Origin of the sequence: Geobacter sp. DSM 9736 (genome assembly GCF_900187405.1) — a bacterium.
Lineage (GTDB): Bacteria > Desulfobacterota > Desulfuromonadia > Geobacterales > Geobacteraceae > DSM-9736.
Genome location: NZ_LT896716.1, coordinates 1,219,583 through 1,243,462, shown reverse-complemented (window position 1 = coordinate 1,243,462; position 23,880 = coordinate 1,219,583). Strand labels below are relative to the sequence as shown.

Genomic DNA, 23,880 nt, shown 5'->3' with positions numbered 1-23,880 from the left:
CGCAGGGATGAACGGTAAGAAAATGGTGCTGACGTTCTTTCGTCAGGAACACGTGAGAAACGATTGGCAGGTGGATATCGCCGGTCCGTCGTTCGAATCGTTTTTGCAAGACCTGGCGGGAGATCTGTTGCGGTACGGCGTCCAACTCGAAAGAGCGGAAAACGACGCCATTACCATCGCAATCAACAGCTATGCTGACCTGCTTAACTCGGTCCGGATATCCTCGCCTGCAGATGGGTTCAGCAGTCTGTGTGTCGGGCATGTCATAGGTAAGAGTGCAAATCTCGACCTCCAGGAAGATATCAGGAGAGCTGTGAACCGCGTTGCTTTTGCTCCTGAAACAATCCCCCCCGAAGATCACAACCGCAAGGTCTGCCACAATTGTGGCTGCGGCTGCTGATCGTCTTGTCTCTATTCAGATTTTTGCAGTTAATATGTCGCCCGGATAAACGGAGCGTATTCCTTTCGAACCAGGAGAAGCTAGCGTGAAAAAAACGCCGGTATGGGTTTGGGTCGTTGCGGGCGGTTTTTTGGCCTGCGCTTTAACCGCCGTATTATCAGTAATTCTTCTTTTTAGTAGAGCTGGAACCCTCAGGGGGGATGGGGTAGGTCTCGTTGAGGTGAAGGGGATGATCCTGGACTCTCAGGAAGTTGTGAAGCAATTGCGCGATCTTGGAAAGGATGGTCGTGTGAAGGCTGTAGTTTTACGTGTCGATTCACCTGGTGGAATAGTGGCACCATCACAGGAGATTCACGACGAGGTGAAGAAGCTGGCGGGCCGTAAGAAGGTGGTGGTCTCGATGGGTAGTCTCGCCGCCTCCGGTGGATACTACATCTCCGCCCCCGCCAGTCTCATATTTGCCAATCCAGGCACCATCACCGGCAGTATAGGCGTTCTGATGAAGCTTACGAATGTGCAAGGGCTGATGGATAAGATAGGGCTGAAAGCTTTTACTTTGAAAACAGGAGAGTTCAAGGACTCCGGTTCTCCTCTCCGTCCTTTGACTGAAGCGGAGAAGGGGGTATTGCAGAGCGTAATCGACAGTGCCCACAGCCAATTCGTCCGGGCTGTCGCTGATGGACGAAAAATACCGGTAGATGAGGTAAGAAAAATAGCCGATGGCCGTGTGCTGTCAGGGGAGCAGGCAAAGGATCTGAAGCTCGTTGACCGACTGGGAACTCTTCAGGATGCCATCGAGGAGGCCGGCAGACTCGGAGGAATCCAGGGAGAACCGCAGGTGATCTGCCCGCCGAAAAAGAAGAAACTCCTTCTCGATCTGCTAGTTGAGGAGGCTGCCGTCAGAGTTACTCAGACGCTCCGGCAGGAGACGGGACTCAGCGCCATATATGAACCTGCTGCAGGAGTATGGTGAATGTTGCGCCTTCGGGAGGTTGTGGTAACGTGGTAGATAATCTGTTGATGGAAGAACAGGTTGTTGCGAGGGTTCGATGGCATCTATCGAAATCGGGTGCAGCGGCTTTAATTACAAGCACTGGCGGGGGAATTTCTACCCTGAAAAGCTCCCCCAGAGAAGGTGGTTCGAGCACTACTGCACCGTCTTCTCCACGGTGGAGCTGAATGTAACCTTCTACCGTCTCCCTTCCCCCGAAACGTTCTCGAAATGGAGAAATGATACCCCGTCAGGGTTTGCCTTCGCCATAAAGGGGAGCAGGTTCATCACTCACATCAAGCGTCTGGCCGACGCCGAGGAAGCGGTACACCGCTACTTCGATGCCGCCCGCAATCTCGGTGACAAGCTGAAGGTGGTACTCTGGCAGCTTTCCCCGGGCTTCCAGCTCGACCTCGACCGTTTCGCGTCGTTCCTCGAGCTCATCGCTCCCTATCCCGTGCGCCACACCTTTGAATTCCGCCACCCGAGCTGGCTTATTCCCAGCGTAACCGACATCTGCCGCCGCTACGGCGTGAACATCTGCGCCGCCGACAACCCACCCTTCCTTGTCGATCCACCCCAAACTGCAGATTTCGTCTACATCAGGCGACACGGTCACGACATGCACTACACCGGAAACTACTCCGCCAAGGAACTGGAGGTCGACGCAGGACGGATTCGGGGGTATCTGGAAAAGGGGAGGGACGTCTACATCTATTTCAATAACGATATTGGGGGGTATGCGCCGCGGAACGCGGTAGAGCTTAGGGGGATGATGGAGGGGTAGGTTATGAGCGGGGCCGTGAAGGCCCCGCTATAGAAATTGTACGAGGCTATTGAAAAGTCAGGTTGTTCAAAAATAGTCAGATCGTCGAACCCGCAGAAAGCCTCCACGGAGGCGTAGCAGCGCTACGCCGCACACGGAGGCTTTCGAGGACGGCGGCGAGATGACTGTTTTTCAACAATCGTCTACCGCGGCATCGGGCAGTACATGTTGCCGTAGGGCCGCCTGCTCTTCGGCGCGATCTTCACGAATTTCTCCTTGAGAACCTGCTTCACGTCCAAACCGAAGTCGCTGCAGTAATCCCTGAGGTATCCTTCCAGTTCCTGCTTGTCCTCGGGCGTCAGGTCGAAGACCCCGACCTCCCTGGAGAGTTTCCCTTCGTCGACCCCGCCGCGGACGTAGATCACGCCGCCGTGCATTCCGGTGCCGAAGCAGTATCCGTGCTTCGGCTTCTCAGGCTCGTCGGAGTACATCCCGAGAAGGATGAGGACACCGCCTGCCATGTATTCGCCGAAGAAGTCCCCTGCCTTCCCGCCGGCCACGAGGACCGGCTTGTTCTCGTCGTACGACTTCATGTGGATGCCGACGCGGTATCCAACGTCCTTCAGAATGTGGACCCTGCCGCCCCGCATGCCGTAGCCGAGCACGTCGCCAGCGTGGCCGTGGACGATCACCTTTCCGGCGTTCATCGTGTTTCCGATGTTGTCCTGGGCATTCTCCCTGACGACGATCTTCGCTCCGTTCATGAAAGCAGCGAGGTCGTTACCGGGGACACCGTGAATGGTGAGGGTGACAGGCTTGTTGATCCCGTCGCCGATGAAGTACTGGCCGTTGACGTTGAGGAGGTCGATCTCGGCGGCTCCAGCGGAAACCGCTTCACGGATCTTGCCGTTGAGGTCCTTGTAGTACATTCCTTGCGCGTCGATTCTCATAAATGCTCCTTGCACAGCAAAGCGTAGCTTGGTTTTTCTCTACCTCTACCTCTACCTTTACCTCTTCCTGCCTTACACCACCCCCGGCTGAAGTTTTGCTATTACCGGTTCGCCTCCCCGCGGCGCCCAGACCCGGTCCGGCTGCGGGCAGATTTCCCTGATTGCCGCCTCCTCAGAGGCCATATAGACGAAGTCGTCCTTTGTGGCGCAGATGAGGGGCCGGAGCTTGACACGGTCGTTCAGTCCGATCAGCCCTTCGTTGCTGGCGAAGAGGATCGCAAAGGGGCCGTTGAGGAGCCCGCTCCCGTACGTCTGGCGCAGTGCCGTCAAGAGCTGCCGCTCGTCCTCGGGAAGAGCGTCGATCAGCTCCCAGAAGGGGGAGGCGAGGGCGAGGCTTGCCAGCTCTGGTGTGAGTCCGTGCTTGCGGATGAGGAGGTCGAGCATGTAGGCGACCACCTCGGTATCGGTGAGCATCGTGCAGAGGTAGCCGTACATTTCGAGGTACCGCTTGTTGATCCCGTAGGAAGAGATCTCGCCGTTATGGACGATGGACCAGTCGAGGAGGGTGAAGGGGTGCGCGCCCCCCCACCATCCGGGGGTGTTGGTCGGGAAACGGTTGTGGGCGGTCCAGATGTATCCGCTGTACTCCTCCAGGCGAAAGAAGTCGGCGATTTCCTCCGGGTATCCCACCCCCTTGAAAGCACCCATGTTCTTCCCGGAGGAAACGACGAAGGCTCCTTCGATCTCGTTGTTGATCCGCATCACGTGTCTGACTATGACGTCCTCGTCAGTCATGTTCTGGAAATCAATGGCTTCCCGGTACTCGGCCGTTTCCAGCGGCTGCGCGAAGTAGCGCTTGAAGACCGGCGGGTTGGCTATGGCAGAAACCCTCCGCGTGGGGATGTCCTCTTCGTGCTCGATCTTGAACTGCGTCTCCAGGTACTCCTCGGTGAGCTGCAGCGCCATGTCGTTTTCGTACATGAGGTGGAAGGCGAAGAGCTCCCTGTACTCGGGGTAGATGCCGTAGGCTGCAAAGCCGCCGCCAAGGCCGTTACCGCGGTCGTGCATGAGGGAGATAGATTTTATGATGACGCTCCCTTCCACAGACTTTCCTGAGGTGGAGATGAAGCCGGTAAGACCGCAGTTGGAGATGTCTTTTTGAAAGTTATGTGTAGGTTTACGATTCATTAGCTATTGCCTCCGGTTGTTCTCAACCTTGATCCTTGGCTTAGGCGGCTTTGCCGCAGGGGCCGAAGAGGATGGTGCGAATTTCCTTCGTCAGGTGCGCGAACCCGAAGTCGGGAGCGAGGAGTCTTTCCCGGAAGGGGGTGATGTCGACCTTTTCGCGGATCAGCCCGGAGAAGATTCCTGCTCTGTCGACGGTCCGGACCAGGACTGCACCGACAATCCTGTTCCCCTCGAGGATCACCTTCCGGTACTGGTAGTTTTCCAGATCCTGGTAGGTGAGGATTTCGTAGCGCTTCGGGTCTCCCGGGTTGGTGATTCCCATCGAGATGGTGGGGACCTTGAAGAGCTCGATGGAGTTCATGGCGAGTCCGCCGCCGTAGCGCTTTTCCCCGCCTGCCATGGCAACCCCCGCCACATCCCCCTGGATGTAGGCGTCGGGCCAGATCGGCATCGGGTTCTTGTCTCCGGAAAAAAAGTCGCGTGCTTCGGCCACGTCACCCGCGGCATAGATACCCTCGGCAGTCGTCTGCATCCGGTCGTCGACGACGACACCACGGTTCACTTCCACTCCGCTCCCCTTGAGGAAGGAGGAGGCTGGACGGACGCCGATGGCGACAATGACTGTGTCGCAGGGGAGGAAGTCGCCGGACTTGAGTGTGACGCCGGCGATTTTTGCCCCGTCGCCTTCGATGCGCACCACGGTGTCCTCGGTAATTACGTCGATCCCGTTGGCCTTCATTTTCTTGGCCACCACCCGTCCCGCTGCCCGATCGAAGGCGGCAGAGAGGATCCGGTCGGCGAGTTCGACGATGGTGATCTTCTTCCCGAGGAGGTGGAGACCCTCAGCCGCCTTGAGGCCGATGAGGCCCCCGCCGATCACCACGACCCGTTCTATGTCGTCGGCAACCCCTTTGAGCTTTGCAGCATCGTCCCAGGTGGTGAAGGTGAAGATTTTCTCTTTACCGGCAAGACCCTCGATGGGGGGGACAAACGGATCACCGCCGGTGGCGATGAGAAGCCTGTCGAAGGGGAGCTTGTCCCCGCCGGCCAGCTTCAATGTCTTCTTGGCGGTGTCGACGCCTACCACTTCGGAACCTAGGAGGAGGTTCACCCGGTTCTTCTCGTAAAAGTTCTCGGGGAGGTAAGCCATCCGCTTCTCGGTGATCAGCCCACCGAGGAGGTAGGAGATGAGCGGCCGGCCGTAGGCGGTATGCTTCTCGCGGGATATGACGGTGATTGTCCCTTCCTGGTCGACGGTGCGAATGCCTCTCACAGCTCCGACGGCTGCAACGGAATTGCCGATGATGACGTAGTTCATTTCTGGCTTCCCTCCTTGTACACCAGTGCCCGGTTAGGGCAGGCCTCCACGCAGGCCGGAGTTGAGCGATCAGGGCAGAGGTCGCACTTGTTGGCCTTCTTCCGGTTCACGTTGCGCTGGACCGCGCCGTAGGGGCATGCCATAACGCAGGACCAGCAACCCACGCACTGCTCGGCATCGATCCTGACCACGCCGTTCTCGTTCTTCTGGATCGCCCCGGAGATGCAGGCTCTCAGGCATTCCGGCTCGTCGCAGTGCCTGCAGGTAGTGGAGAAGGATACCACTCCCCCGTCCAATTCCTCGACGGTGCAGCGTGAGATAGGACGCTGCGGCTCGTGGAGGAACGCCTTGATGGGGTTCTTGGAGGTAGAGTGTTCGGTGATGCAGGCGACCTCGCAGAGGTGGCACCCGATACAGGCATCTTCAAGTGTGTAGATTCGCTTCATAGCTGTTCCTGTTGTAGGGGCTGCGGCTTTCAGGCCATCTCGCTGCCGTCCTCGTTGCTCCTTTGTGCAGCGTAGCCGGGCTACGCCTCCGCGGTCGCTCCTGCGGGTGCGAGAATCTGGCCTAAAATCCACAGCCTGTAGATGAGATTGCCCCGGATTTACTCTCCGGCCGGCATGACACCAAGTATATTCATATCCTTCTCAGACAGCCCCACAGCCCGCAGCTTGTAGCGGTTGCCGCGCAGCGACTCAAGGGCGTTCAACCCCATCCCGCCGAGGATCTCCTTCATCTCGTGTCCCCATGCGTGGATCAGGTTCACAAGCTTCTCCGCGCCGATCTCCGGGTTGAGGCGCTTTGCGAGGTACGGGTTGTTGGTGGTGATTCCCCATGGGCATTTGCCGGTGTAGCAGCGCTGGCAGAGGGTGCACCCGAGCGCGAGGAGGGTGGAGGTGCCGAGGTTGATGGCGTCTGCGCCCAGCGCAATGGCCTTGATGGCGTCGCTGGAGTTGCGCACCCCGCCGCCGACGACGATGGAGACCTGGTTCCTGATCCCCTCGTCCCGCAAGCGGGAATCGACTGCGGCCAGGGCGAGCTCCATCGGGATCCCGACGTTATCTCGGATGACCTGTGGCGCCGCGCCTGTCCCCCCTCGGAATCCATCGATGGTGATGATGTCGGCTCCGGCTCTTGCCACGCCCGAGGCGATGGCGGCCACGTGGTGGACCGCGGCAATCTTCACCGAAACTGGCTTTTCGTAGTTCGTCGCTTCCTTGAGGGCGAAGATGAGCTGGCGCAGGTCCTCGATAGAGTAGATATCGTGGTGAGGGGCGGGGGAAATGGCGTCCGACCCGATAGGGATCATCCTCGTCTCTGAGATCTCGCTGTTCACCTTCTCGCCGGGGAGATGCCCGCCGATTCCCGGTTTCGCCCCCTGTCCGACCTTGATCTCTATTCCGACGCCGGCGTTCAGGTACTGCTCGCTCACGCCGAAGCGCCCTGAGGCTACTTGAACGATGACGTTCTTCCCATACCTGTAGAGGTTTTTGTGGAGCCCACCTTCACCGGTGTTGTAAATCGTGCCGAGTTCTTCGGCAGCGGCTGCCATCGCTTTGTGTGCATTGAGGTTGAGGGCGCCGTAGCTCATGGCGGAAAAGATGAACGGGTACTCGAGCTTGATCTGGGGGGAAAGCTTCGTGGCGAGCCGTGGCTTCCCGGTCTTTTCATCCCGGACTACCTCCACTGCGTGCGGCTTTTTCCCGAGGTAGGTGCGCAGCTCCATAGGCTCGCGGAGCGGGTCGATAGAAGGGTTCGTCACCTGGGATGCGTCGAGGAGCATGTGGTCCCAGTAGATCGGGTACTTCGCCGGATTCCCCATTGCAGCGAGCAGAATCCCGCCGGTGTCTGCCTGGGCGTAGAGGTTGCGGATATGGGCGTTGGACCATGACTCGTTCCGCTTGAAGGTTTCCTCGTTGGCGCGGATAGTAATTGCGCCGGTCGGGCAGAGAGCCGAGCAGCGCCGGCAGCCGATGCAGCTCGAATTGTCTTCGATGAGCGAGTCGTCCTGATCCACGTATTCGTGCACATCATAGGAGCATTGCCGGACGCACACCTTGCAGCGGATGCACTTGGCATCGCTGCGGTCAATCAGGAATTCGTTGAACGACTCGTTGACGGTTTTGTAGAGCACCTGTGAAACCTCCATGGCCGGATTGTAAACAGATCCGGGTTCAGACGATGCGATTGTGTTTGGCTATGCTACAAATGTGCCATAAAAGTGAGTGTCTGTAATTCTTTATGTGTGCGTCTATAGAAGAGCTACTGTAGCTAAACGAGGGGTGAAAATGGAATATGGCTCTATGGGGGATAAAAAGCTTTATTGGGCTCAGCTAAAGATTGGGTAGCCCGGAGAGTAGTTTTGGTATGTATTAGAGTTGGGGAAGATACTCAGCGGATCTTTTCGATATATTCCATGAGCCCCTTATGAAAAATACGCTCAAGTTCGCTTCTCGGATGTGTGGCGCGGTACGCTGAGGCCCACGAAAGAAACCATATAAGAAAAAGACACACACCAGACGCCACCGCTAGAGCAATAACCTGTTTCCGTGCAAATCGCAGCATTGCCGGGTCATCAGGGGAGATTTCGAGCCCTTTGCGGTAATGCCGTAAGAGGGCGAGTTGTTCTGCTGTTATGTACTTTACTATCTGGTCCCTATCCCGCTCATCGATGTGGAAAAAGCGGAATGCTGTGGAGTGAAGAGAAGTGGTGCCGGCGTAGATCTCCTGGCTTGTGATGACTTGGCCGACCACATCGATCACGATGCGTGGATGAAGGGGGAGGGTGAGCTCGAAAAGCACCAGGTCTCCATCATGCAGTTTCTCCGGAATAGTTACTCTAAGCCCTCCACCGCTTATGTTTGCAGCTCTGGCTGGGACTTCCTCCTTAGTGTCAGGAATCCAGCCATTATATGCCTGCGACTCCTTCTGCTTTTTTCGAAGACGTACGGTTCTTCTCATCTGCCATTCTTCGAGTACTCTTTCCGCGTCCTGCCTGACTGGGACCGTCAACTGCAGCGGGAGGTAAACATCTATGCGGAAGTACTCTCTCAGTTCATCAAGAAGGACGTCCCCCAGGAGACGCAGGCGAAGCCGCTTCTGGTTTCCGGTCGCCACTACCATCGCACGGCAGCGGTAACCGTTCCCTCTGGTGCCCATTCGAAGTTCCAGGGTAGTTCCTGAAGAGAGTTCTGCACCTGAGGGCAAGATGTCTCGAGATAGCTGTACATCGACGAGGTCTTCCCGAAGAGTTTTCACTTCGGCCCATTCCTTGAAGGTGCCGCCTTCTTCCAACGGTATCCGTACGATTACCCGCTGGTTTACAGAGAAATATTTCTGGTACTGAGGGATATAGCTGCTCAAGCTTGGGCCTCATCGAGAGTCTGTTGCGCCGGATAGGCGGGGGCGGCAAAAAAAATGCGGGTGAAAAAATGATTCACCCGCATTTCATCGTCTAAGTTATGAAAAACTTCAGCATATCAGGATAAATTTTTGATGGCTTCTTCGATCCGGTCCATACCTTTTTTGATATTCTCCATGCTGATTGCATAAGATAGGCGGGCGTACCTATCGGCTCCGAACGCTACTCCAGGTACCAGGGCCACTTTGGCTTCTTCCAGAAGATAGGCTGCAAAATCGGAAGAATTGCTGATTTTCTTTCCGTTGAAACTTTTCCCGTAGACACCTGAGAAGTTCGGAAAAACATAGAATGCGCCTGTTGATTTGAAGCAGGTGACCCCCGGCATGGCGTTGAGCCGCTCGACTATGTATGTACGTCGTTTTTCGAACTCTTTCACCATTTCGGCAACTGCATCCTGGGAACCGGCGATGGCTTCAACCGACGCTTTCTGGGCGATGGAGGTGGGGTTGGAGGTCGACTGGGACTGCATTTTCGTCATAGCGGCCATGAGCTCCTTGGGTCCGCAGGCGTAGCCAATACGCCACCCGGTCATGGAGTAGGTCTTTGAGACGCCGTTGACTACGACGGTGCGGGGCTTAAGCTCCGGCACAACCTGTGCGATATTGCTGAAGGTGATTCCGTCGTAGATGAGCCGCTCATAAATATCATCAGAAATGATAAGAAAATCGTACTTCAGGCAGACCTGGCCGATGGCCTTCAGCTCCTCCTGGGTGTAGCTGGTGCCCGTGGGGTTGCAGGGGGAGTTGAGGATAAGGGCTTTAGTGCGGGGCGTGATAGCTTTTTCGAGCTGGGCCGGCGTGATTTTGAATGCTGTTTCCTCTCCGGTTTCGATGAAGACGGGGGTTCCGCCGGCAAGTACCACTTGGTCCGGGTACGATACCCAGTAAGGGGCGGGTATGATTACTTCATCCCCTTCCTGAATGAGTGCCTGAGAGATGTTGTAGAGTGTGTGCTTTGCGCCGCAGGCGACGGAAATTTCATCCCTGGTATACTCCAGCCCGTGGTCCTTCTTCATCTTTGCGATGATTGCATCTTTAAGTTCATCGGTTCCGCCGACCGGAGTATATTTTGTGAATCCTGCATCGATGGCCTTTTTACCGGCTTCCTTTATATTTACGGGAGTGTCGAAATCCGGTTCACCGGCTCCGAATCCAACCACGTCGACACCCTGAGCCTTGAGGGCTTTTGCCTTGGCATCTATTGCCAGCGTCGGGGAAGGCTGGATCTTGTTAACACGATCTGCAAGTTTCATTGTTACCTCCTTGTTGTGTGGGGGGCGACCCCGGGGGTAGTCCTTCTCGTTATTAACCTATTCTGGATTATTTAAGGGAACGGAATTTGTCATCCAGCGCTTTTTTAACAACGGGCGGCACAAGGGCTTCGACCGGCCCGTCAAGCGAACTTACTTCCTTTACGATGGATGATGAAAGGTAGCTGTAGGGGACGGAGGTCATCATGAACAGCGTCTCCACATGCTGAGAAATGCTGCGGTTCATTTGAGCGATCTGGAACTCGTACTCGAAGTCGGATACGGCCCGGAGCCCCCGGATGATCACAGTGGCCTGATGAGCGAGGACGTAGTCTACCAGAAGGCCGTCAAAGGTGTCAACAATTGCCCTGTCGTTGTCGGCGAGGACATCGTTGATCAGGTCGACGCGTTCTTCGATGGTGAAGAGTGAGTTTTTCGCCGAGTTACGAGCGACGGCAATAATGACTTTGTCGAATATCCTCAACCCCCGGTTGATGATGTCGAGATGCCCGTACGTGATCGGATCGAATGACCCGGGATAGACAGCTATCTTTCTCGGCATTGGTGCCCCTCGTGGTAGATAAGGTCAGGTCTCGTCGGCAACGGGGAATTCTTCTCTTTCCTCAGGGCTGAAGAAGGAGAGTGCTGTGTCGCCATATGTGCGTGCATCGAACTTCTGCAGGTTTCCGAAACGGTCCTGGAGGTTCTCCTGTAGCGAATGCTCAGTTACGATAACAGCCCCGGGTTCGATTACAGTCGAAGTGCCCAGGTGGTTGAGTACCTTCTCCGCAAATCCAATTCGGTAAGGAGGGTCCAGAAAGACGAGTCGGAAGCGGATTCTCTCCTTTTCAATCGCCTGAAGAGCTCGGAGTGCGTCGCTCTGAATTATCCGACATTTTTCGCTGAACCCGGCTAATCTGATGTTCTTCTCGATCGTCAATGCGGATTCTCGGTGATTGTCGATAAAGACCGCACTTGCTGCACCACGGCTCAATGCTTCTATTCCCAGGTTGCCGGTTCCGGCGAAGATGTCGAGGACCCGGCAGCCGTCGAGATCGCCCAGGAGGGTTTTCAAGATGCTGAATACAGCTTCTTTCACCCTGTCAGCCGTAGGCCTCACCCGCTGTCCCTTCGGGACGAGCAGTTTTCTTCCTTTGGCGGATCCCGCTACAATCCGCAAGACGAATCCTTTAAAGCAATCGCGAGCCGCGAGGCACTTCCCTTGGCGCCGAATGCGGTGAGAAACTCCTTCGCTTCCCGATACGCCATCTCGTGAATCAGCCGCGCATTCTCCTCGGGGATGGCATCTATTTGATCCTTGAACAGCCTCGTTGCGTATTTTATGTCCTGCTTGTGATCGCGCGCCCATTGCCGCATAGCGTCCATAAGATCGAGGGGAAGTCCGGCATGGGCAACATTCTGCCACAGGGTTCCGATATTCCCCTTTCTGATTCCATATTCGGCCAGCTTCCCCACGATACGGATGGGAGTACCGGTAATTCCATGCTGAACCAGACCCGACACGCCGTAGGATTCTGCTACCGTGTGGATCTGCTTGGTCCGTTCCAGGTCTATGTTTACTATTTGACCTTCTATATAGTTCCCGGTTTTGGATCCGTTGTCGATTGCAAGAAGACGTGGTTTAATGCCCCGTGCGGCGAGGCCTTCGAGAAAGGCTTCTGTTTCTTCAACAGAAGTCAGCTCGGAATTGCTGCCGACCGGCTTCACTTCACCAAGTTCAACTTCGAGGGAATACCCTGCTGCAATGATGGGAGCAGCCAGGTCTGCGATTATGTCAATGTTCTCGTGAAGCGGATTGAAGGATGCGTCCAGGGCAAAGGAGGTGAAGCCGGCTTTGATCTGCGCATCGATTAGCAGGCGTGCGGATTCCAGTTCGGTATCCGTAGTGTTCTTGATGGTGATGTGGTCGGCGTGAACGAGGAATGGTTTGGTGAAATTCGTAGAACCCGCATACTCGACAATGGTGCTGAAGAAGGTTTCGGGCGTCATGCCCGTATATCCTCCGTCGATGCCACCTTCCGATTTCGTGAGTTCAAAGGCGAGGATGGCGTCAAGTTCCTCAGCAGCCTGCATGATGCCGGGTATAACGTGCCTTATCCGGGGATTGCATGCCATCACGATCATGTTGATCTGACCGATGGCGCCGAAAATGTCATTGCCGTTAAGAAGGCATAGAGGGCTTGAAGAGCCGAGTCGGCTTTTCACTATATCCGGAACTCGTGCAAGTAGGCTGTCGTTCATCATGTAAGGATGTATGCCTGTCAGGCTTTAGGCACTGCTCCCGGATTTATGAAAATTTTCAAAAGTAGTAAAAGCTACCATGTCAATTCAAGCTAGTCAAGGGGAAGTTTGGGGTTGACACCCCACGGAGAGCGGGTTTAAATACGCCCCATGACCGAGGAAAATGAAATTTTTGAAGAGGCCGCCATGGAGCGTCCCGACCTGGCAGGTTATGCAGCCCGGAGCGTGTTTTCCCGCGGAAGAAAACACCGGGAGATGTTTCGGGACCAGCGTCCAGCATTTGAGCGTGACCGTGACCGGATCATCCATTGTGCCGCATTCCGCAGGCTAGAATATAAAACCCAGGTCTTTGTCAACCATGAGGGGGACTATTACCGCACCCGGCTTACTCATTCTCTAGAGGTAGCTCAGATAGGCAAAGCCATTGCCCGGAGATTGAAGATCAATGAAGAGCTCACTGAGGCGCTTGCTCTTGCACACGATCTTGGACACACTCCCTTCGGTCACACTGGTGAAGAGGTTCTGAACCGGCTGATGGAGGGTTATGGTGGGTTCGAACACAACCTGCAGTCGCTGCGGGTTGTAGACGAACTGGAGGAGCGCTACCCGGGTTTCAACGGACTGAATCTTTCCTGGGAGGTGCGGGAAGGCATCATCAAGCATTCCTCTCCTTATGACAGGCCTGTCGAAAGCATAGGTGAATTCCTCCCGGGCGTGGTGCCAACTGTCGAGGCCCAATTGATCAACTACGCCGATGAAATAGCATACAACAACCATGACATCGACGACGGGCTCAAGTCCGGCTATATATCCATGGCCCAACTGGAGCAGGTCCAGCTGTGGCATGAGGCTGCAGGTATGGTTGCTGCAAATTATCCCGGGCTGGATCCAGAGCGGATGAAGCATCAGACGATAAGCGCGATGATAGGTATGTTTATCAAGGACCTGACACAGGTAACGCTTCAGAACCTGAAGGATAACCAAATATCTTCTCTTGAGGACCTTCGCCGCGTAAACCGCCAGGTAGTCAGCTTCAGTTCCTCCATGGCCGCCAAAAACAGGGAGCTTAAGCGGTTTCTTCTGGAGAACCTCTACCGCCACTTCAAGGTGGAGCGTATGCGGGTCAAAGCTGAGCGGTACCTAGTACAGCTATTCGAAACCTATGTAAAGCACCCGACACTTCTGCCAAGGAAGTATCTCAGGAAAATGGAGGACGTAGGGCGGGAACGTGTTATCTGTGACTATATCGCGGGGATGACGGACCGGTTCGCGCTTGATGAGTACAAACGCCTCTACGAACCGTACGAGCCGGTCTAGAAGTATGTTGCTGAAAAAAAGCCATTTCGCCGCCGTCCTCGAAAGCCGGCTTGTGCAGCGTAGCATTGCTACGCCTCCGCGGGGCTTTCTGCGGGTGCGACGACCTGGCTGTTTTCGAGCGACCTGGATTTCTGGCGGATGTTCTAACGGAGCACCTTATTCCTGCTCCTCCCGCCAATGGATGGCCGAGACAGGGCAGCCGTCGACGCATTCCTGGATCCGGTTCTCGGGTGCCCCGTGCGGGTCGTGGGCAATGGACTTATCCTCTTCGAACCGGAAGACCTCCGGCACGAGGGAAACACAGAGCCCGCAGCTGATGCACTGTTCCCGGTCGACATACACCTCTTTCATTACGCTCCCTTTCCGTTCGGCAATTTACCCTTGACTTCGCGACTCGACTCGGAGTATCTACAATCCGACATAAACAAAAGCCGCAAGGTGATACACGATAATACTAAACCTCCTGTGAGGGAGGGGCGGAAAGCCTACAGGGTCTCAAGGAGACAGCCGGGTTGCCGAAATATCCACCGATATTTTAGCCCCGGCTTTTCATTTTCCGGCAAACGCAGTCGGGGAATGACAGAAAGGAGACCAGATGAAGAAAGCAGCGCTTATCCCCCTCCTGCTGCTCTGCGCAGCCCCCCTCCACGCATCGGATGTCGGTTTCGACGTTAACGTCAGTGTTGGAAACCGACCCTCCGCACCCCCTCCTGTGGTGATCTCTCAGCCCCCCGTTGTTGTTTCCGCACCCCCGCCGGTGGTGGTGATCGAGGAGCCTCCGGAGTTCATCATTCCGCCCAGCCTTGGTTTCTACGTTGCGGTGGGCGTACCTTACGACCTTTTCTATGTATCGGGGGCCTATTATCTCTACAGAGACAACGGCTGGTACCGGGCATCCTACTATGACGGACCGTGGATGCGGGTCAAATACAAGCACCTACCCCCGGGGCTTCGCCGGCACAAGTTCGACCGGATACGAGCTTATCGCGACCAGGAGGTCCGCATCTACGAAGTCGACAGGGACCGTTATCGTGGCCGTCACTTCCGTCCCGAGTGGAGGGAACATCGCAGGCATGACCATGATCATTCCAAGGACCGCCGCAGAGGCGATCATGACGACCACTGGAAGGACCGGCGCAGGGGCGACCACCAGAACTGGAAGGAAATCAAGCAAGCGGAGAAGCAAGAACGTAAGCGTCACAAACATGGTCGTGACGACGACTGACCAGAAAAGGCGGAGCGGGAGCTCCGCCTTTCTTTACCGTGGAAGTTCAATCTTCCGTTCCTTGCTCTGTTTGTAGAGCAGGATGGTGCGGCCGAGGATCTGGGCAACCTCAGCTCCGCACGCTACGGCAATGGCCTGAGCCACCTCTGTTTTCTCCATCAGGCAGCTTTCGAGCACCTTGACCTTTATCAGCTCATGAAAAGCGAGTGCCTCACCTGTCTCAGCAATGAGCCCCTCATCTACCTCTCCCTTTCCGACAAGAATAACAGGCTTGAGGGAATGGCCGAGCCCTCTCAGGAACCGTTTCTGCTTACCGCTTAACATTTATCGTCCTTCCTTTCCCATGGTAGGTGACCTATACCACGCTCTTGCCTATATGGCAACAAGGGCAGGTCGCATTACCCGCGGGCGCCCGTCACAAGCCGGGCGGCAGCCTCATTTTCCTTTACACGCCTACGTACTTGTTATATCTTCCAACGTTGCACCTTACGACAAAGTGAGTATATGAGCCTAGAACGCATTCGCAATTTTTCCATAATCGCGCACATTGACCATGGCAAGTCCACCCTCGCCGATCGGCTTCTAGAGTACACCGGGGCGCTCTCCGACCGGGAGAAGCAGGACCAGTTCCTCGACAAGATGGACCTGGAGCGGGAACGAGGCATCACCATCAAGGCGCAGACGGTGCGGCTGACCTACCGGGCTGACGACGGGAAAGAGTACATCCTCAACCTGATCGACACCCCCGGCCACGTTGACTTCACCTATGAGGTCTCCCGCTCCCTTGCCGCCTGCGAGGGTGCGCTCCTCGTGGTAGACGCCTCACAGGGGGTAGAGGCCCAGACCCTCGCCAACGTTTACCTCGCCATCGACAACAACCTCGAGGTTTTCCCGGTTCTCAACAAGATCGACCTTCCCGCTGCCGACCCGGAGCGGGTCCAGCAGGAGATCGAGGAGATCATCGGTCTCGACGCCCACGATGCCGTCCACGCGAGCGCCAAGGAGGGCATCGGCACCCGGGAGATCCTTGAGGAGATCGTGCGGAAAATTCCATCGCCTTCGGGAGAACGGGAGAAGCCCCTCAAGGCGCTCCTTTTCGATTCCTGGTACGACCAGTACCAGGGGGTGATCATTCTCATCCGTCTCATCGACGGGGTGCTCAAGAAGGGGGACAAAATCCTTCTCATGTCCACCGGCAGCAGCTACGAGGCGCTCAAGGTGGGGGTCTTTGCCCCGGTGATGCGGGAGGTGCCAGAGCTTTCTGCGGGAGAGGTCGGCTTCATCATCGCCGGCATCAAGGAGGTGAAGGACGCCAAGGTAGGTGATACCGTCACCCATTTCCACCGGCAGTGCGGGGCGCCTCTCGACGGCTTCAAGGAAGTGAAGCCGATGGTGTTCTCCGGTCTTTACCCCATCGACACGGTCCAATACGAGCAGCTTCGGGACGCCCTTGCCAAGCTGAAGTTGAATGACTCCTCCTTCTCCTACGAGCCGGAGACTTCGCTCGCCCTCGGGTTCGGCTTTCGTTGCGGCTTCCTTGGCCTTCTCCATATGGAGATCATCCAGGAGCGGCTAGAGCGTGAGTTCAACCTGGAGCTGATCACCACCGCTCCCACCGTCGTCTACCGCGTTCATAAAGTGGGGGGGCAGGTAATCACCATCGAGAGCGCCAACCTGCTCCCGCCGGTGCAGGAGATCGATTACCTCGAGGAGCCTTTCATCCTCGCCTCCATCCACGCCCCCAATGAATACGTCGGGGGGATTCTCGCGCTATGCGAGGAGAAGCGGGGGATTCAGCGGGAGATCAAGTACCTCACCCCCACCCGGGTGATGATCGTTTACGAACTCCCCTTGAACGAGGTGGTCCTGGACTTCTACGACCGCCTGAAGTCGATCACCAAGGGCTACGCATCCCTCGACTACGAGCAGCTCGACTACCGGCAGAGCGACCTGGTGCGGATGAACATCCTCATCAACGGAGAAGCTGTGGACGCTCTCTCGCTCATCATCCACAAAGAAAAGGCCTACTTCCGCGGACGAGACCTGGTCTCGAAGATGAAGGAGCTAATCCCTCGGCAGATGTTTGAGGTGGCGATCCAGGCTGCCATCGGTAACAAGGTGATAGCGCGGGAGACGGTGAAGGCGATGCGAAAGGACGTGCTCGCAAAGTGCTACGGCGGTGATATCACCAGGAAGCGTAAACTGCTCGAGAAGCAGAAGGAAGGGAAGAAGCGGATGAAGAACGTGGGGAACGTGGAACTTCCTCAGGAAGCGTTCCTTGCCATCCTGCGGGTCGAGGACAAGTAAACCCGACATCTCCCCTACTCATACCATCCGAAAGGGACTTGTTTCGATGACAGAATACAACAACGAGGAGAAGCAGGGGCAGGCGGTTCGTGAGGCAGAAAGCGCGCCGAAGAAGAAGCATATCGTCCGTGAATATGCCGAATCGATTATTATCGCAGTCCTCCTCGCTCTCGTAATCAGAACATTCGTGGTGCAGGCGTTCAAGATCCCTTCCGGCTCAATGGAAGATACTCTGGCAATAGGGGATCACATCCTGGTCAGTAAGTTCATCTACGGCACAGAGATACCCTTCACCAACAAAAAGGTCCTCAAGATCCGGGACCCGCGCCGGGGAGATGTTATCGTTTTCGAGTATCCTGAGGACCCGAGCAAGGATTTCATCAAGCGGGTAGTCGGTACTCCCGGCGATGTGGTGGAGGGGCGCAACAAACAGGTTTTCGTGAACGGTAAGCTATACGTGAATCCCCATGAGGTTCACAAGGAGAAGGAGGTCATCCCTAAAGAGATGAATCCTCGGGACAACTTCGGCCCCGTTACCGTGCCCCCTGATGCCTACTTTGTCATGGGTGATAACCGTGATCGTTCCTACGACAGCCGCTTTTGGAAATTCGTTACCGCTGACAAGATCAAGGGTTTAGCCTTCATCAAGTACTGGTCCTGGGACAAGGAGAATTTCCGCGTACGTTTCGGGAGCATCGGCAAACTGATCGACTGATTTTCTTCCTTGACGGGAAACGGAATGGGTGATAATGTCACCCGACTTTTCGAACAGACTTTTACCTTTTAATTTAACCCCGTGAGGTTAGCAAAGGTGAGAAACGGCATACTCTCGATGTATATCAAGAGCCTTTCCGCCTGCGCGCGGGAAGGCTTTTTTTGTAGTTCGAATCCGAAGGGGTGCGGCACCTGCCGCATCGGAAAGGAGAGAGCGTGGCAGCTGAGAAAACGGTGATTCTCGACAGCACTGGGGTCAGGAGAGCCCTTACGCGTATCGCCCACGAAATTCTCGAACGGAACAAAGGGGTGCAGGATCTGGTCCTCGTGGGGATCAGGACCGGCGGAGTCTATCTCGCCAAGGAGCTGGCCCTCCGGCTTGAGGAGATCGAAGGAGTGAAGCTTCCTGTGGGAGCGGTTGACATTACACTCTACCGGGACGACATCAAGGGGCATACCGCCCACCTCCCTGTCGGCAACACAGATATTCCGTTCAGCATTGAAGGGAAGCGTGTGGTGCTCTTCGACGACGTCCTCTATACAGGCCGAACCATTCGGGCAGCCCTGGATGCTCTCATGGACCATGGGAGGCCGACTGCCATACAGCTTGCGGTCCTTGTGGACCGGGGACATCGTGAACTGCCGATCAGAGCCGACTTTGTCGGGAGGAATGTCCCTACGAGCCGTGCCGAGAGCATCATCGTAGCCTTCGATGCCGACGAAAAGCCGGTTGAAGTAATTGTCGAGAAGCCGTAGCGCGTACTCTAACCGTTGGAGGGGGAGTAACATGGTTTTCAAACATAAGGACATTATTGCGCTGAAGGATCTGACCAAGGAGGAAATCCTGCTTCTCCTCGACACAGCGGAGAACATGCGGGAGATCAACAGCCGTGACATCAAGAAGGTTCCGACCCTTCGCGGCAAAACCATCATCAACCTCTTTTACGAGGCATCCACCCGCACCCGCACATCGTTCGAGATCGCAGGGAAGCGGCTGTCCGCCGACACGGTAAACATCAGCACCTCGACCAGCTCGTCCACCAAGGGGGAGACCCTCCTCGATACCGCGAAGAACCTTGAAGCGATGGCACCCGACATCATCGTCATGCGCCACAACGTCTCGGGCGCCCACTACTTCCTCGGAAGCCGCCTCAAGAGCTCCATCATCAACGCCGGAGACGGAGCCCACGAGCACCCCTCCCAGGGGCTTCTCGACATGCTGACCATGCGTGACCGCTTCGGGACGCTGGAGGGGCTGAAGGTCGCCATCGTCGGGGACATCAGTCACAGCCGCGTCGCCCGATCCAACATCTCAGGGCTCACGAAAATGGGATCGCAGATCTTCGTCTCGGGCCCGCCGACGATGATCCCGGCGGGTGTGGAGAGGCTCGGCAACGTCACCGTCTGCAACGACATGCGCGATGCCATCGCCGATGCCGACGTGGTGATGATGCTCCGCATCCAGCTGGAACGCCAGGGGAAGACGATGCTTCCCACGATGCGGGAATACGCCCGCTACTATGGCCTCAATCCGGAGAACCTGAAGCTCGCCAAGCCGGGGGCGATGGTGATGCACCCGGGCCCCATCAACAGGGGTGTCGAGCTCTCCTCCTACGCTGCCGACGGGGACCAGTCGTGGATCCTCAAGCAGGTGGAAAACGGCGTCGCCGTCCGGATGGCGATGCTGTACCATGTAAGCGGCGGGGAGTTAACAAGTGAATAAACCCCCGAAATACTTCCGCCACAGAGCCACGGAGACACTGAGGAAACCTAAAGAGATTTCGATAAGCGCGCCGACTAGCTGGGAACCAAAATCTGGAGCCTTATAAGAAGTATCTCCGTGCCTCTGAGTCTCTGTGGCGAAAACAGTGAATCTACGATTACGAGGTGAATCATGAATATGCTGATCAAGGGAGGACGGGTGATCGACCCGTCGCAGGGGATTGACGATACGCTCGATGTTCTCGTGGAGAACGGGACGATCAAGGAGATCGGCAAAGGGCTCTCTCCGGCGGGGAAGGTCGAGACGATCGATGCCGCCGGCAAAATCGTGACGCCGGGGCTCATCGACATGCACGTCCACCTGCGCGACCCGGGGCTTGAGTACAAGGAGGACATCGTCACCGGCACCCGCGCAGCGGCCGCCGGCGGGTTCACCTCCGTCGCCTGCATGCCCAACACGAAGCCGGTCAATGACAACAAGGCGATTACCACCTACATCCTCGCCAAGGCGAAGGCGGAAGGGGTGGTGAACGTATTCCCCATCGGCGCCATTACCCAGGGGAGCAAGGGCGAGACCCTCGCCGAGATGGGGGAGCTCAAGGAAGCCGGATGCGTCGCGGTTTCCGACGACGGCCGGCCCGTCGTCAACTCGGAGGTGATGCGCCGTGCTCTCGAGTACGCCCGCGGAATGGGGATGATGGTGATCTCCCATGCCGAGGACCTGGCGCTCGTGGGGGAGGGTGTGATGAACGAGGGGTTCACCGCCACCGAGATCGGCCTCAAGGGGATTCCCTGGGCCGCCGAGGACTCCGCCACCGCCCGTGACGTCTACCTCGCCGAGTTCACCGGCTCCCCGGTCCACATCGCCCACGTCTCCACTAAGGGGGCGTTGCGCATCATCCGGAACGCCAAGGCGCGGGGGGTGAAGGTTACCTGCGAGACGGCGCCCCACTACTTCACCCTCACCGAGGATGCGGTGCGCGGCTACAACACGAATGCAAAGATGAACCCGCCGCTTCGGTCGGCGGAGGACATGGCCGCTATCAAGGCGGGGCTTGCCGACGGGACCATCGATGCCATCGCCACCGACCACGCCCCGCATCATCTGGATGAGAAGGATATCGAATTCAACCTCGCCATGAACGGGATCATAGGCCTTGAAACCTCGCTCCCGCTCTCCCTCCGCCTCGTGGAGGAAGGGGTGTTGACTCTTGCTGCAATGGTTGAGAAAATGGCATCCAACCCGGCAAAAATTCTTAGGATCGACCGCGGGACCCTCAGGAAGGGCGCACCCGCCGACATCACCCTTATCGACCCGAAGCTCGAGTGGACAGTGACGGCGGAGGGGCTGTCCAGCAAGTCGAAGAATTCACCCTGGCTCGGCGAGAAGATGAAGGGCGCCGCGGTGTGCACCATCGTCGCCGGCAAGGTCGTGTATAAACGGTAAATCCAATTTGCCACAGAGGCGCAGAGACACAGAGAACTTCGATTTCTGGTTCCAGGACTTCAGAGAGTGCTTTTAACCTGTGAAGTTTGCTCTCATCTCAGTGTCTCTGAGTCTCTGTGGCTGATCGTCAAGAAGGAGTTTGTATGAAAGCGGTACTGGCGCTTGCCGACGGGCGCGTCTTTGAAGGAACCTCGTTCGGCGCCTCCGGCGAAGCGAGCGGGGAGGTCGTCTTCAACACGGCCATGACCGGCTATCAGGAGGTCCTCACCGATCCCTCCTACAAGGGGCAGATGGTCACCATGACCTACACCCAGATAGGCAATACCGGCATCAACCACGAGGATATCGAGAGCGCACAGCTCTATCTCTCCGGTTTCATCGTCAGGGAATACCTCGACTGTTACTCCAACTGGCGGGCCACCATGAGCCTCGACGCCTACCTCAAGGAGAACGGGGTGGTGGGGATCCAGGGGATCGACACGAGGGCGCTCACCCGGCACCTGCGGGACAAGGGTGCCCAGAACGGGATCATTTCGACCGTCGATTTCGACCATGCGAGTCTCGTGAAAAAGGCGCAGGCCCTTCCGAGCATGGCGGGGCTCGACCTGGCGAGCGGCGTCAGCTGCGCGAAGCCGTACCACTGGACTGAGAAGCTCTGGGAGCTCGGGGATGGTTACGGGCAGGCGGCGCCCTCGGAGCTGAAGTACAAGGTGGTGGCCTACGATTTCGGGATCAAGTACAACATCCTGCGCTGCCTCGTCTCCGCGGGGTGCGACGTGACGGTTGTTCCGGCGACCTTCCCCGCCGACGAGGCCCTCGCCATGAATCCTGACGGGATCTTCCTCTCCAACGGTCCCGGCGACCCGGAGCCGATGACGGAGGTGCAGGAGAACATCCGCAAGTTCATCGGGAAGAAACCGATCTTCGGCATCTGCCTCGGGCACCAGCTCCTGGGGCTCGCGCTCGGCGGGAAGACCATCAAGCTCAAGTTCGGCAACCACGGGTCGAACCTCCCCGTGATGGACATGAAGACGAAGCGGGTGGAGATAACTGCTCAGAACCACGGCTTCTCCGTCGACATCGAGTCCCTTGTCGATACATGCAGCCTCGCCCATGAGAACCTCAACGACCAGACGGTGGAGGGGATGATGCACTGCAACCTCCCGATATTCTCGGTCCAGCACCACCCCGAGGCCTCGCCGGGGCCGCACGATTCGCACTATCTGTTCTCGCGTTTCACGGAGATGATGGAGAAGTTTAAAACGGCGTGAGACGTAAGATGTTAGACGTTAGAAGTCAAAGCTTTTACGTCTCACGTCTTTACGTCTCACGTCTTACCTCTCACGATTATGAAGTACATTGATCTTTTTCAATCAGGTGAGCTTTTAGAACGCGTGCGGCAGGCGTATGCCCGGCTTCGCAGCTGCGACCTCTGCCCCCACCGCTGCGGGGTGGACCGCATCCGGGGGGAGGAGGGACGCTGCCGTAGCGGCGTTCGGCCGCGGATCGCCTCGGCGAACCTCCACCGCGGAGAGGAGCCGCCGATTTCGGGGAGCAGGGGCTCGGGGACGATCTTCTTCTCGAGGTGCACGCTCGGCTGCCCCTTCTGCCAGAACTTCCCCATCAGCCACCTCGGGAACGGGGAAGACCTCACCACCACCGGGCTTGCCGACAGGATGCTCAACCTCCAGCGGCGCGGCGCCCACAACGTGAACCTCGTGACGCCGACCCACTTCCTGCCGCAGATTCTTGCGGCCCTCTGGCTCGCGATCCCGAAGGGGTTCCGTCTCCCCCTCGTCTGGAACTCGAGCGGGTACGAGACGGTGGATGCGCTTCGCCTCCTCGAAGGAGTGGTCGACATCTACCTCCCCGACATGAAGTACGCCGTCGACCGGGTAGCGAAGGAACTCTCCGGCGCCCCCGGCTACCGGGAGCATAACCGGGCCGCCGTATCAGAAATGCTTCGCCAGGCGGGGCATCTTTTGGTGGATGACGACGGCATCGCCGTCCGGGGTCTCATCATCCGGCACCTGGTCCTCCCGGAGGGGAGGGCGGGGAGCAGTGAAACCCTCCCCTGGATCGCGGAGCACCTCGGCCGGGAGACACATATTGCGCTGATGAGCCAGTACTTCCCGGCAGGGGAGGCGGCCGGTATTCCGGGGATGGACCGCGCCGTCACCGCGGAGGAGTATGAGATAGCTGTAGAGGCCCTAGAGGCGGCAGGGCTCGAGAACGGATGGGTTCAGGAGCTCGACGAGGATCGGAAGCCGGTATGAGAACGGTCGTACTGCTTGCACTCTCGAACATCTTCATGACCTTCGCGTGGTACGCCCATCTGAAGAACCTGCGAGCCGCGCCCTGGTACATTGCCGTGGCCGTCAGCTGGGGGATCGCCTTTTTCGAGTACCTCATTCAGGTCCCGGCAAACCGGGCCGGGTACGGCACCTTCGATCTCGGTCAGCTGAAGATACTGCAGGAAGTGATCGCTCTCTCGGTCTTCGTCCCCTTCGCAATCCTCTACATGGGTGAGCCGATCCGCCTCAACTACCTCTGGGCCGGCTGCTGCCTCGCCGGAGCAGTCTTCTTCATCTTCCGGGGCTGAT

The 23,880-nt window shown here is 57.1% G+C and carries 25 protein-coding genes and 1 riboswitch; of the genes, 13 read left to right on the top strand and 12 right to left on the bottom strand.

Annotated features, from left to right (window positions below; all coding sequences use genetic code 11):
- Positions 1–7: 7 nt before the first annotated feature.
- The 3 genes from CFB04_RS05890 to CFB04_RS05880 all read left to right on the top strand — a co-directional run bounded on the left by CFB04_RS05890 (position 8) and on the right by CFB04_RS05880 (position 2,178).
- Positions 8–400 carry a hypothetical protein gene (locus CFB04_RS05890; protein WP_088534413.1) on the top strand — a complete coding sequence of 131 codons (393 nt, stop codon included), beginning with the start codon at positions 8–10 and terminating at the stop codon, positions 398–400.
- Between the two features lie 85 nt (positions 401–485).
- Positions 486–1,373 (top strand): signal peptide peptidase SppA, encoded by an 888-nt coding sequence (gene sppA / locus CFB04_RS05885; RefSeq protein ID WP_304441162.1) that lies wholly within the window; start codon positions 486–488, stop codon positions 1,371–1,373.
- Between the two features lie 76 nt (positions 1,374–1,449).
- Positions 1,450–2,178: a DUF72 domain-containing protein gene (locus tag CFB04_RS05880; protein ID WP_088534411.1), complete on the top strand. Its 729-nt coding sequence runs from the start codon at positions 1,450–1,452 to the stop codon at positions 2,176–2,178.
- Between the two features lie 182 nt (positions 2,179–2,360).
- Here CFB04_RS05880 and CFB04_RS05875 read toward each other — a convergent pair whose 3' ends face one another.
- From CFB04_RS05875 to CFB04_RS05830, 10 genes are all read right to left on the bottom strand, one after another.
- A complete protein-coding gene (locus tag CFB04_RS05875) occupies positions 2,361–3,107 on the bottom strand; it encodes a hypothetical protein (RefSeq protein ID WP_088534410.1) in 747 nt (248 codons plus the stop codon).
- A 72-nt stretch (positions 3,108–3,179) separates the two neighbouring features.
- Entirely contained in the window at positions 3,180–4,295 is a 1,116-nt protein-coding gene (locus tag CFB04_RS05870; RefSeq protein WP_088534409.1) for a glutamine amidotransferase family protein, read from the bottom strand.
- Positions 4,296–4,335: 40 nt separating this feature from the next.
- The gene (locus CFB04_RS05865; protein WP_088534408.1) at positions 4,336–5,613 is read right to left on the bottom strand and encodes an NAD(P)/FAD-dependent oxidoreductase; all 1,278 of its coding nucleotides are present in this window, start codon (positions 5,611–5,613) and stop codon (positions 4,336–4,338) included.
- Complete coding sequence (locus CFB04_RS05860) at positions 5,610–6,059, bottom strand: 4Fe-4S dicluster domain-containing protein (RefSeq protein WP_088534407.1); 450 nt, start codon at positions 6,057–6,059, stop codon at positions 5,610–5,612. Before CFB04_RS05860 ends, CFB04_RS05865 begins: the two co-directional genes overlap by 4 nt.
- A 158-nt stretch (positions 6,060–6,217) precedes the next feature.
- Complete coding sequence (locus tag CFB04_RS05855) at positions 6,218–7,747, bottom strand: glutamate synthase-related protein (protein ID WP_088534406.1); 1,530 nt, start codon at positions 7,745–7,747, stop codon at positions 6,218–6,220.
- 257 nt (positions 7,748–8,004) lie between these two features.
- Entirely contained in the window at positions 8,005–8,976 is a 972-nt protein-coding gene (locus tag CFB04_RS05850; protein WP_088534405.1) for a PilZ-like domain-containing protein, read from the bottom strand.
- A 116-nt stretch (positions 8,977–9,092) separates the two neighbouring features.
- A complete protein-coding gene (locus CFB04_RS05845; RefSeq protein WP_088534404.1) occupies positions 9,093–10,286 on the bottom strand; it encodes a pyridoxal phosphate-dependent aminotransferase in 1,194 nt (397 codons plus the stop codon).
- Positions 10,287–10,353: 67 nt separating this feature from the next.
- Positions 10,354–10,845 (bottom strand): pantetheine-phosphate adenylyltransferase, encoded by a 492-nt coding sequence (coaD, locus tag CFB04_RS05840; protein WP_088534403.1) that lies wholly within the window; start codon positions 10,843–10,845, stop codon positions 10,354–10,356.
- A 24-nt stretch (positions 10,846–10,869) separates the two neighbouring features.
- Positions 10,870–11,463: a 16S rRNA (guanine(966)-N(2))-methyltransferase RsmD gene (rsmD, locus tag CFB04_RS05835; RefSeq protein WP_088534402.1), complete on the bottom strand. Its 594-nt coding sequence runs from the start codon at positions 11,461–11,463 to the stop codon at positions 10,870–10,872.
- A complete protein-coding gene (locus CFB04_RS05830) occupies positions 11,451–12,548 on the bottom strand; it encodes a class II fructose-bisphosphate aldolase (RefSeq protein WP_231934384.1) in 1,098 nt (365 codons plus the stop codon). The genes rsmD and CFB04_RS05830 overlap by 13 nt, the downstream gene beginning before the upstream one ends.
- Before the next feature lie 183 nt (positions 12,549–12,731).
- On the opposite strand from CFB04_RS05830, the gene CFB04_RS05825 reads away from it, so the two are divergent.
- Complete coding sequence (locus CFB04_RS05825; RefSeq protein ID WP_172825545.1) at positions 12,732–13,862, top strand: deoxyguanosinetriphosphate triphosphohydrolase; 1,131 nt, start codon at positions 12,732–12,734, stop codon at positions 13,860–13,862.
- Between the two features lie 156 nt (positions 13,863–14,018).
- Here CFB04_RS05825 and CFB04_RS05820 read toward each other — a convergent pair whose 3' ends face one another.
- Positions 14,019–14,213, bottom strand: coding sequence for a ferredoxin (locus CFB04_RS05820; protein ID WP_088534400.1), 195 nt, complete (start codon positions 14,211–14,213; stop codon positions 14,019–14,021).
- 92 nt (positions 14,214–14,305) lie between these two features.
- Positions 14,306–14,382: riboswitch (cyclic di-GMP riboswitch) on the top strand.
- A 75-nt stretch (positions 14,383–14,457) separates the two neighbouring features.
- Between CFB04_RS05820 and CFB04_RS05815 the strand changes: the two genes are divergently transcribed.
- A complete protein-coding gene (locus tag CFB04_RS05815) occupies positions 14,458–15,087 on the top strand; it encodes a hypothetical protein (protein WP_088534399.1) in 630 nt (209 codons plus the stop codon).
- A 33-nt stretch (positions 15,088–15,120) separates the two neighbouring features.
- Here the strand turns inward: CFB04_RS05815 and yhbY are convergent, their stop codons facing one another.
- A complete protein-coding gene (gene yhbY / locus CFB04_RS05810) occupies positions 15,121–15,411 on the bottom strand; it encodes a ribosome assembly RNA-binding protein YhbY (protein WP_088534398.1) in 291 nt (96 codons plus the stop codon).
- 180 nt (positions 15,412–15,591) lie between these two features.
- On the opposite strand from yhbY, the gene lepA reads away from it, so the two are divergent.
- The 8 genes from lepA to CFB04_RS05770 all read left to right on the top strand — a co-directional run bounded on the left by lepA (position 15,592) and on the right by CFB04_RS05770 (position 23,879).
- A complete protein-coding gene (gene lepA / locus CFB04_RS05805; RefSeq protein WP_088534397.1) occupies positions 15,592–17,394 on the top strand; it encodes a translation elongation factor 4 in 1,803 nt (600 codons plus the stop codon).
- A gap of 46 nt (positions 17,395–17,440) precedes the next feature.
- Positions 17,441–18,109, top strand: coding sequence for a signal peptidase I (lepB, locus tag CFB04_RS05800; RefSeq protein ID WP_088534396.1), 669 nt, complete (start codon positions 17,441–17,443; stop codon positions 18,107–18,109).
- Positions 18,110–18,324: 215 nt separating this feature from the next.
- On the top strand, positions 18,325–18,864 hold the full coding sequence (gene pyrR / locus CFB04_RS05795; RefSeq protein WP_088534395.1) for a bifunctional pyr operon transcriptional regulator/uracil phosphoribosyltransferase PyrR: 540 nt from the start codon (positions 18,325–18,327) through the stop codon (positions 18,862–18,864).
- A 31-nt stretch (positions 18,865–18,895) separates the two neighbouring features.
- Complete coding sequence (locus CFB04_RS05790; protein WP_088534394.1) at positions 18,896–19,831, top strand: aspartate carbamoyltransferase catalytic subunit; 936 nt, start codon at positions 18,896–18,898, stop codon at positions 19,829–19,831.
- Between the two features lie 171 nt (positions 19,832–20,002).
- Positions 20,003–21,277: a dihydroorotase gene (locus tag CFB04_RS05785; protein WP_088534393.1), complete on the top strand. Its 1,275-nt coding sequence runs from the start codon at positions 20,003–20,005 to the stop codon at positions 21,275–21,277.
- A 143-nt stretch (positions 21,278–21,420) separates the two neighbouring features.
- Entirely contained in the window at positions 21,421–22,548 is a 1,128-nt protein-coding gene (gene carA, locus CFB04_RS05780; RefSeq protein ID WP_088534392.1) for a glutamine-hydrolyzing carbamoyl-phosphate synthase small subunit, read from the top strand.
- Positions 22,549–22,626: 78 nt separating this feature from the next.
- The gene (locus CFB04_RS05775) at positions 22,627–23,553 is read left to right on the top strand and encodes a radical SAM protein (RefSeq protein ID WP_088534391.1); all 927 of its coding nucleotides are present in this window, start codon (positions 22,627–22,629) and stop codon (positions 23,551–23,553) included.
- Complete coding sequence (locus CFB04_RS05770) at positions 23,550–23,879, top strand: DMT family protein (protein ID WP_088534390.1); 330 nt, start codon at positions 23,550–23,552, stop codon at positions 23,877–23,879. The genes CFB04_RS05775 and CFB04_RS05770 overlap by 4 nt, the downstream gene beginning before the upstream one ends.
- Position 23,880 lies beyond the last annotated feature (1 nt).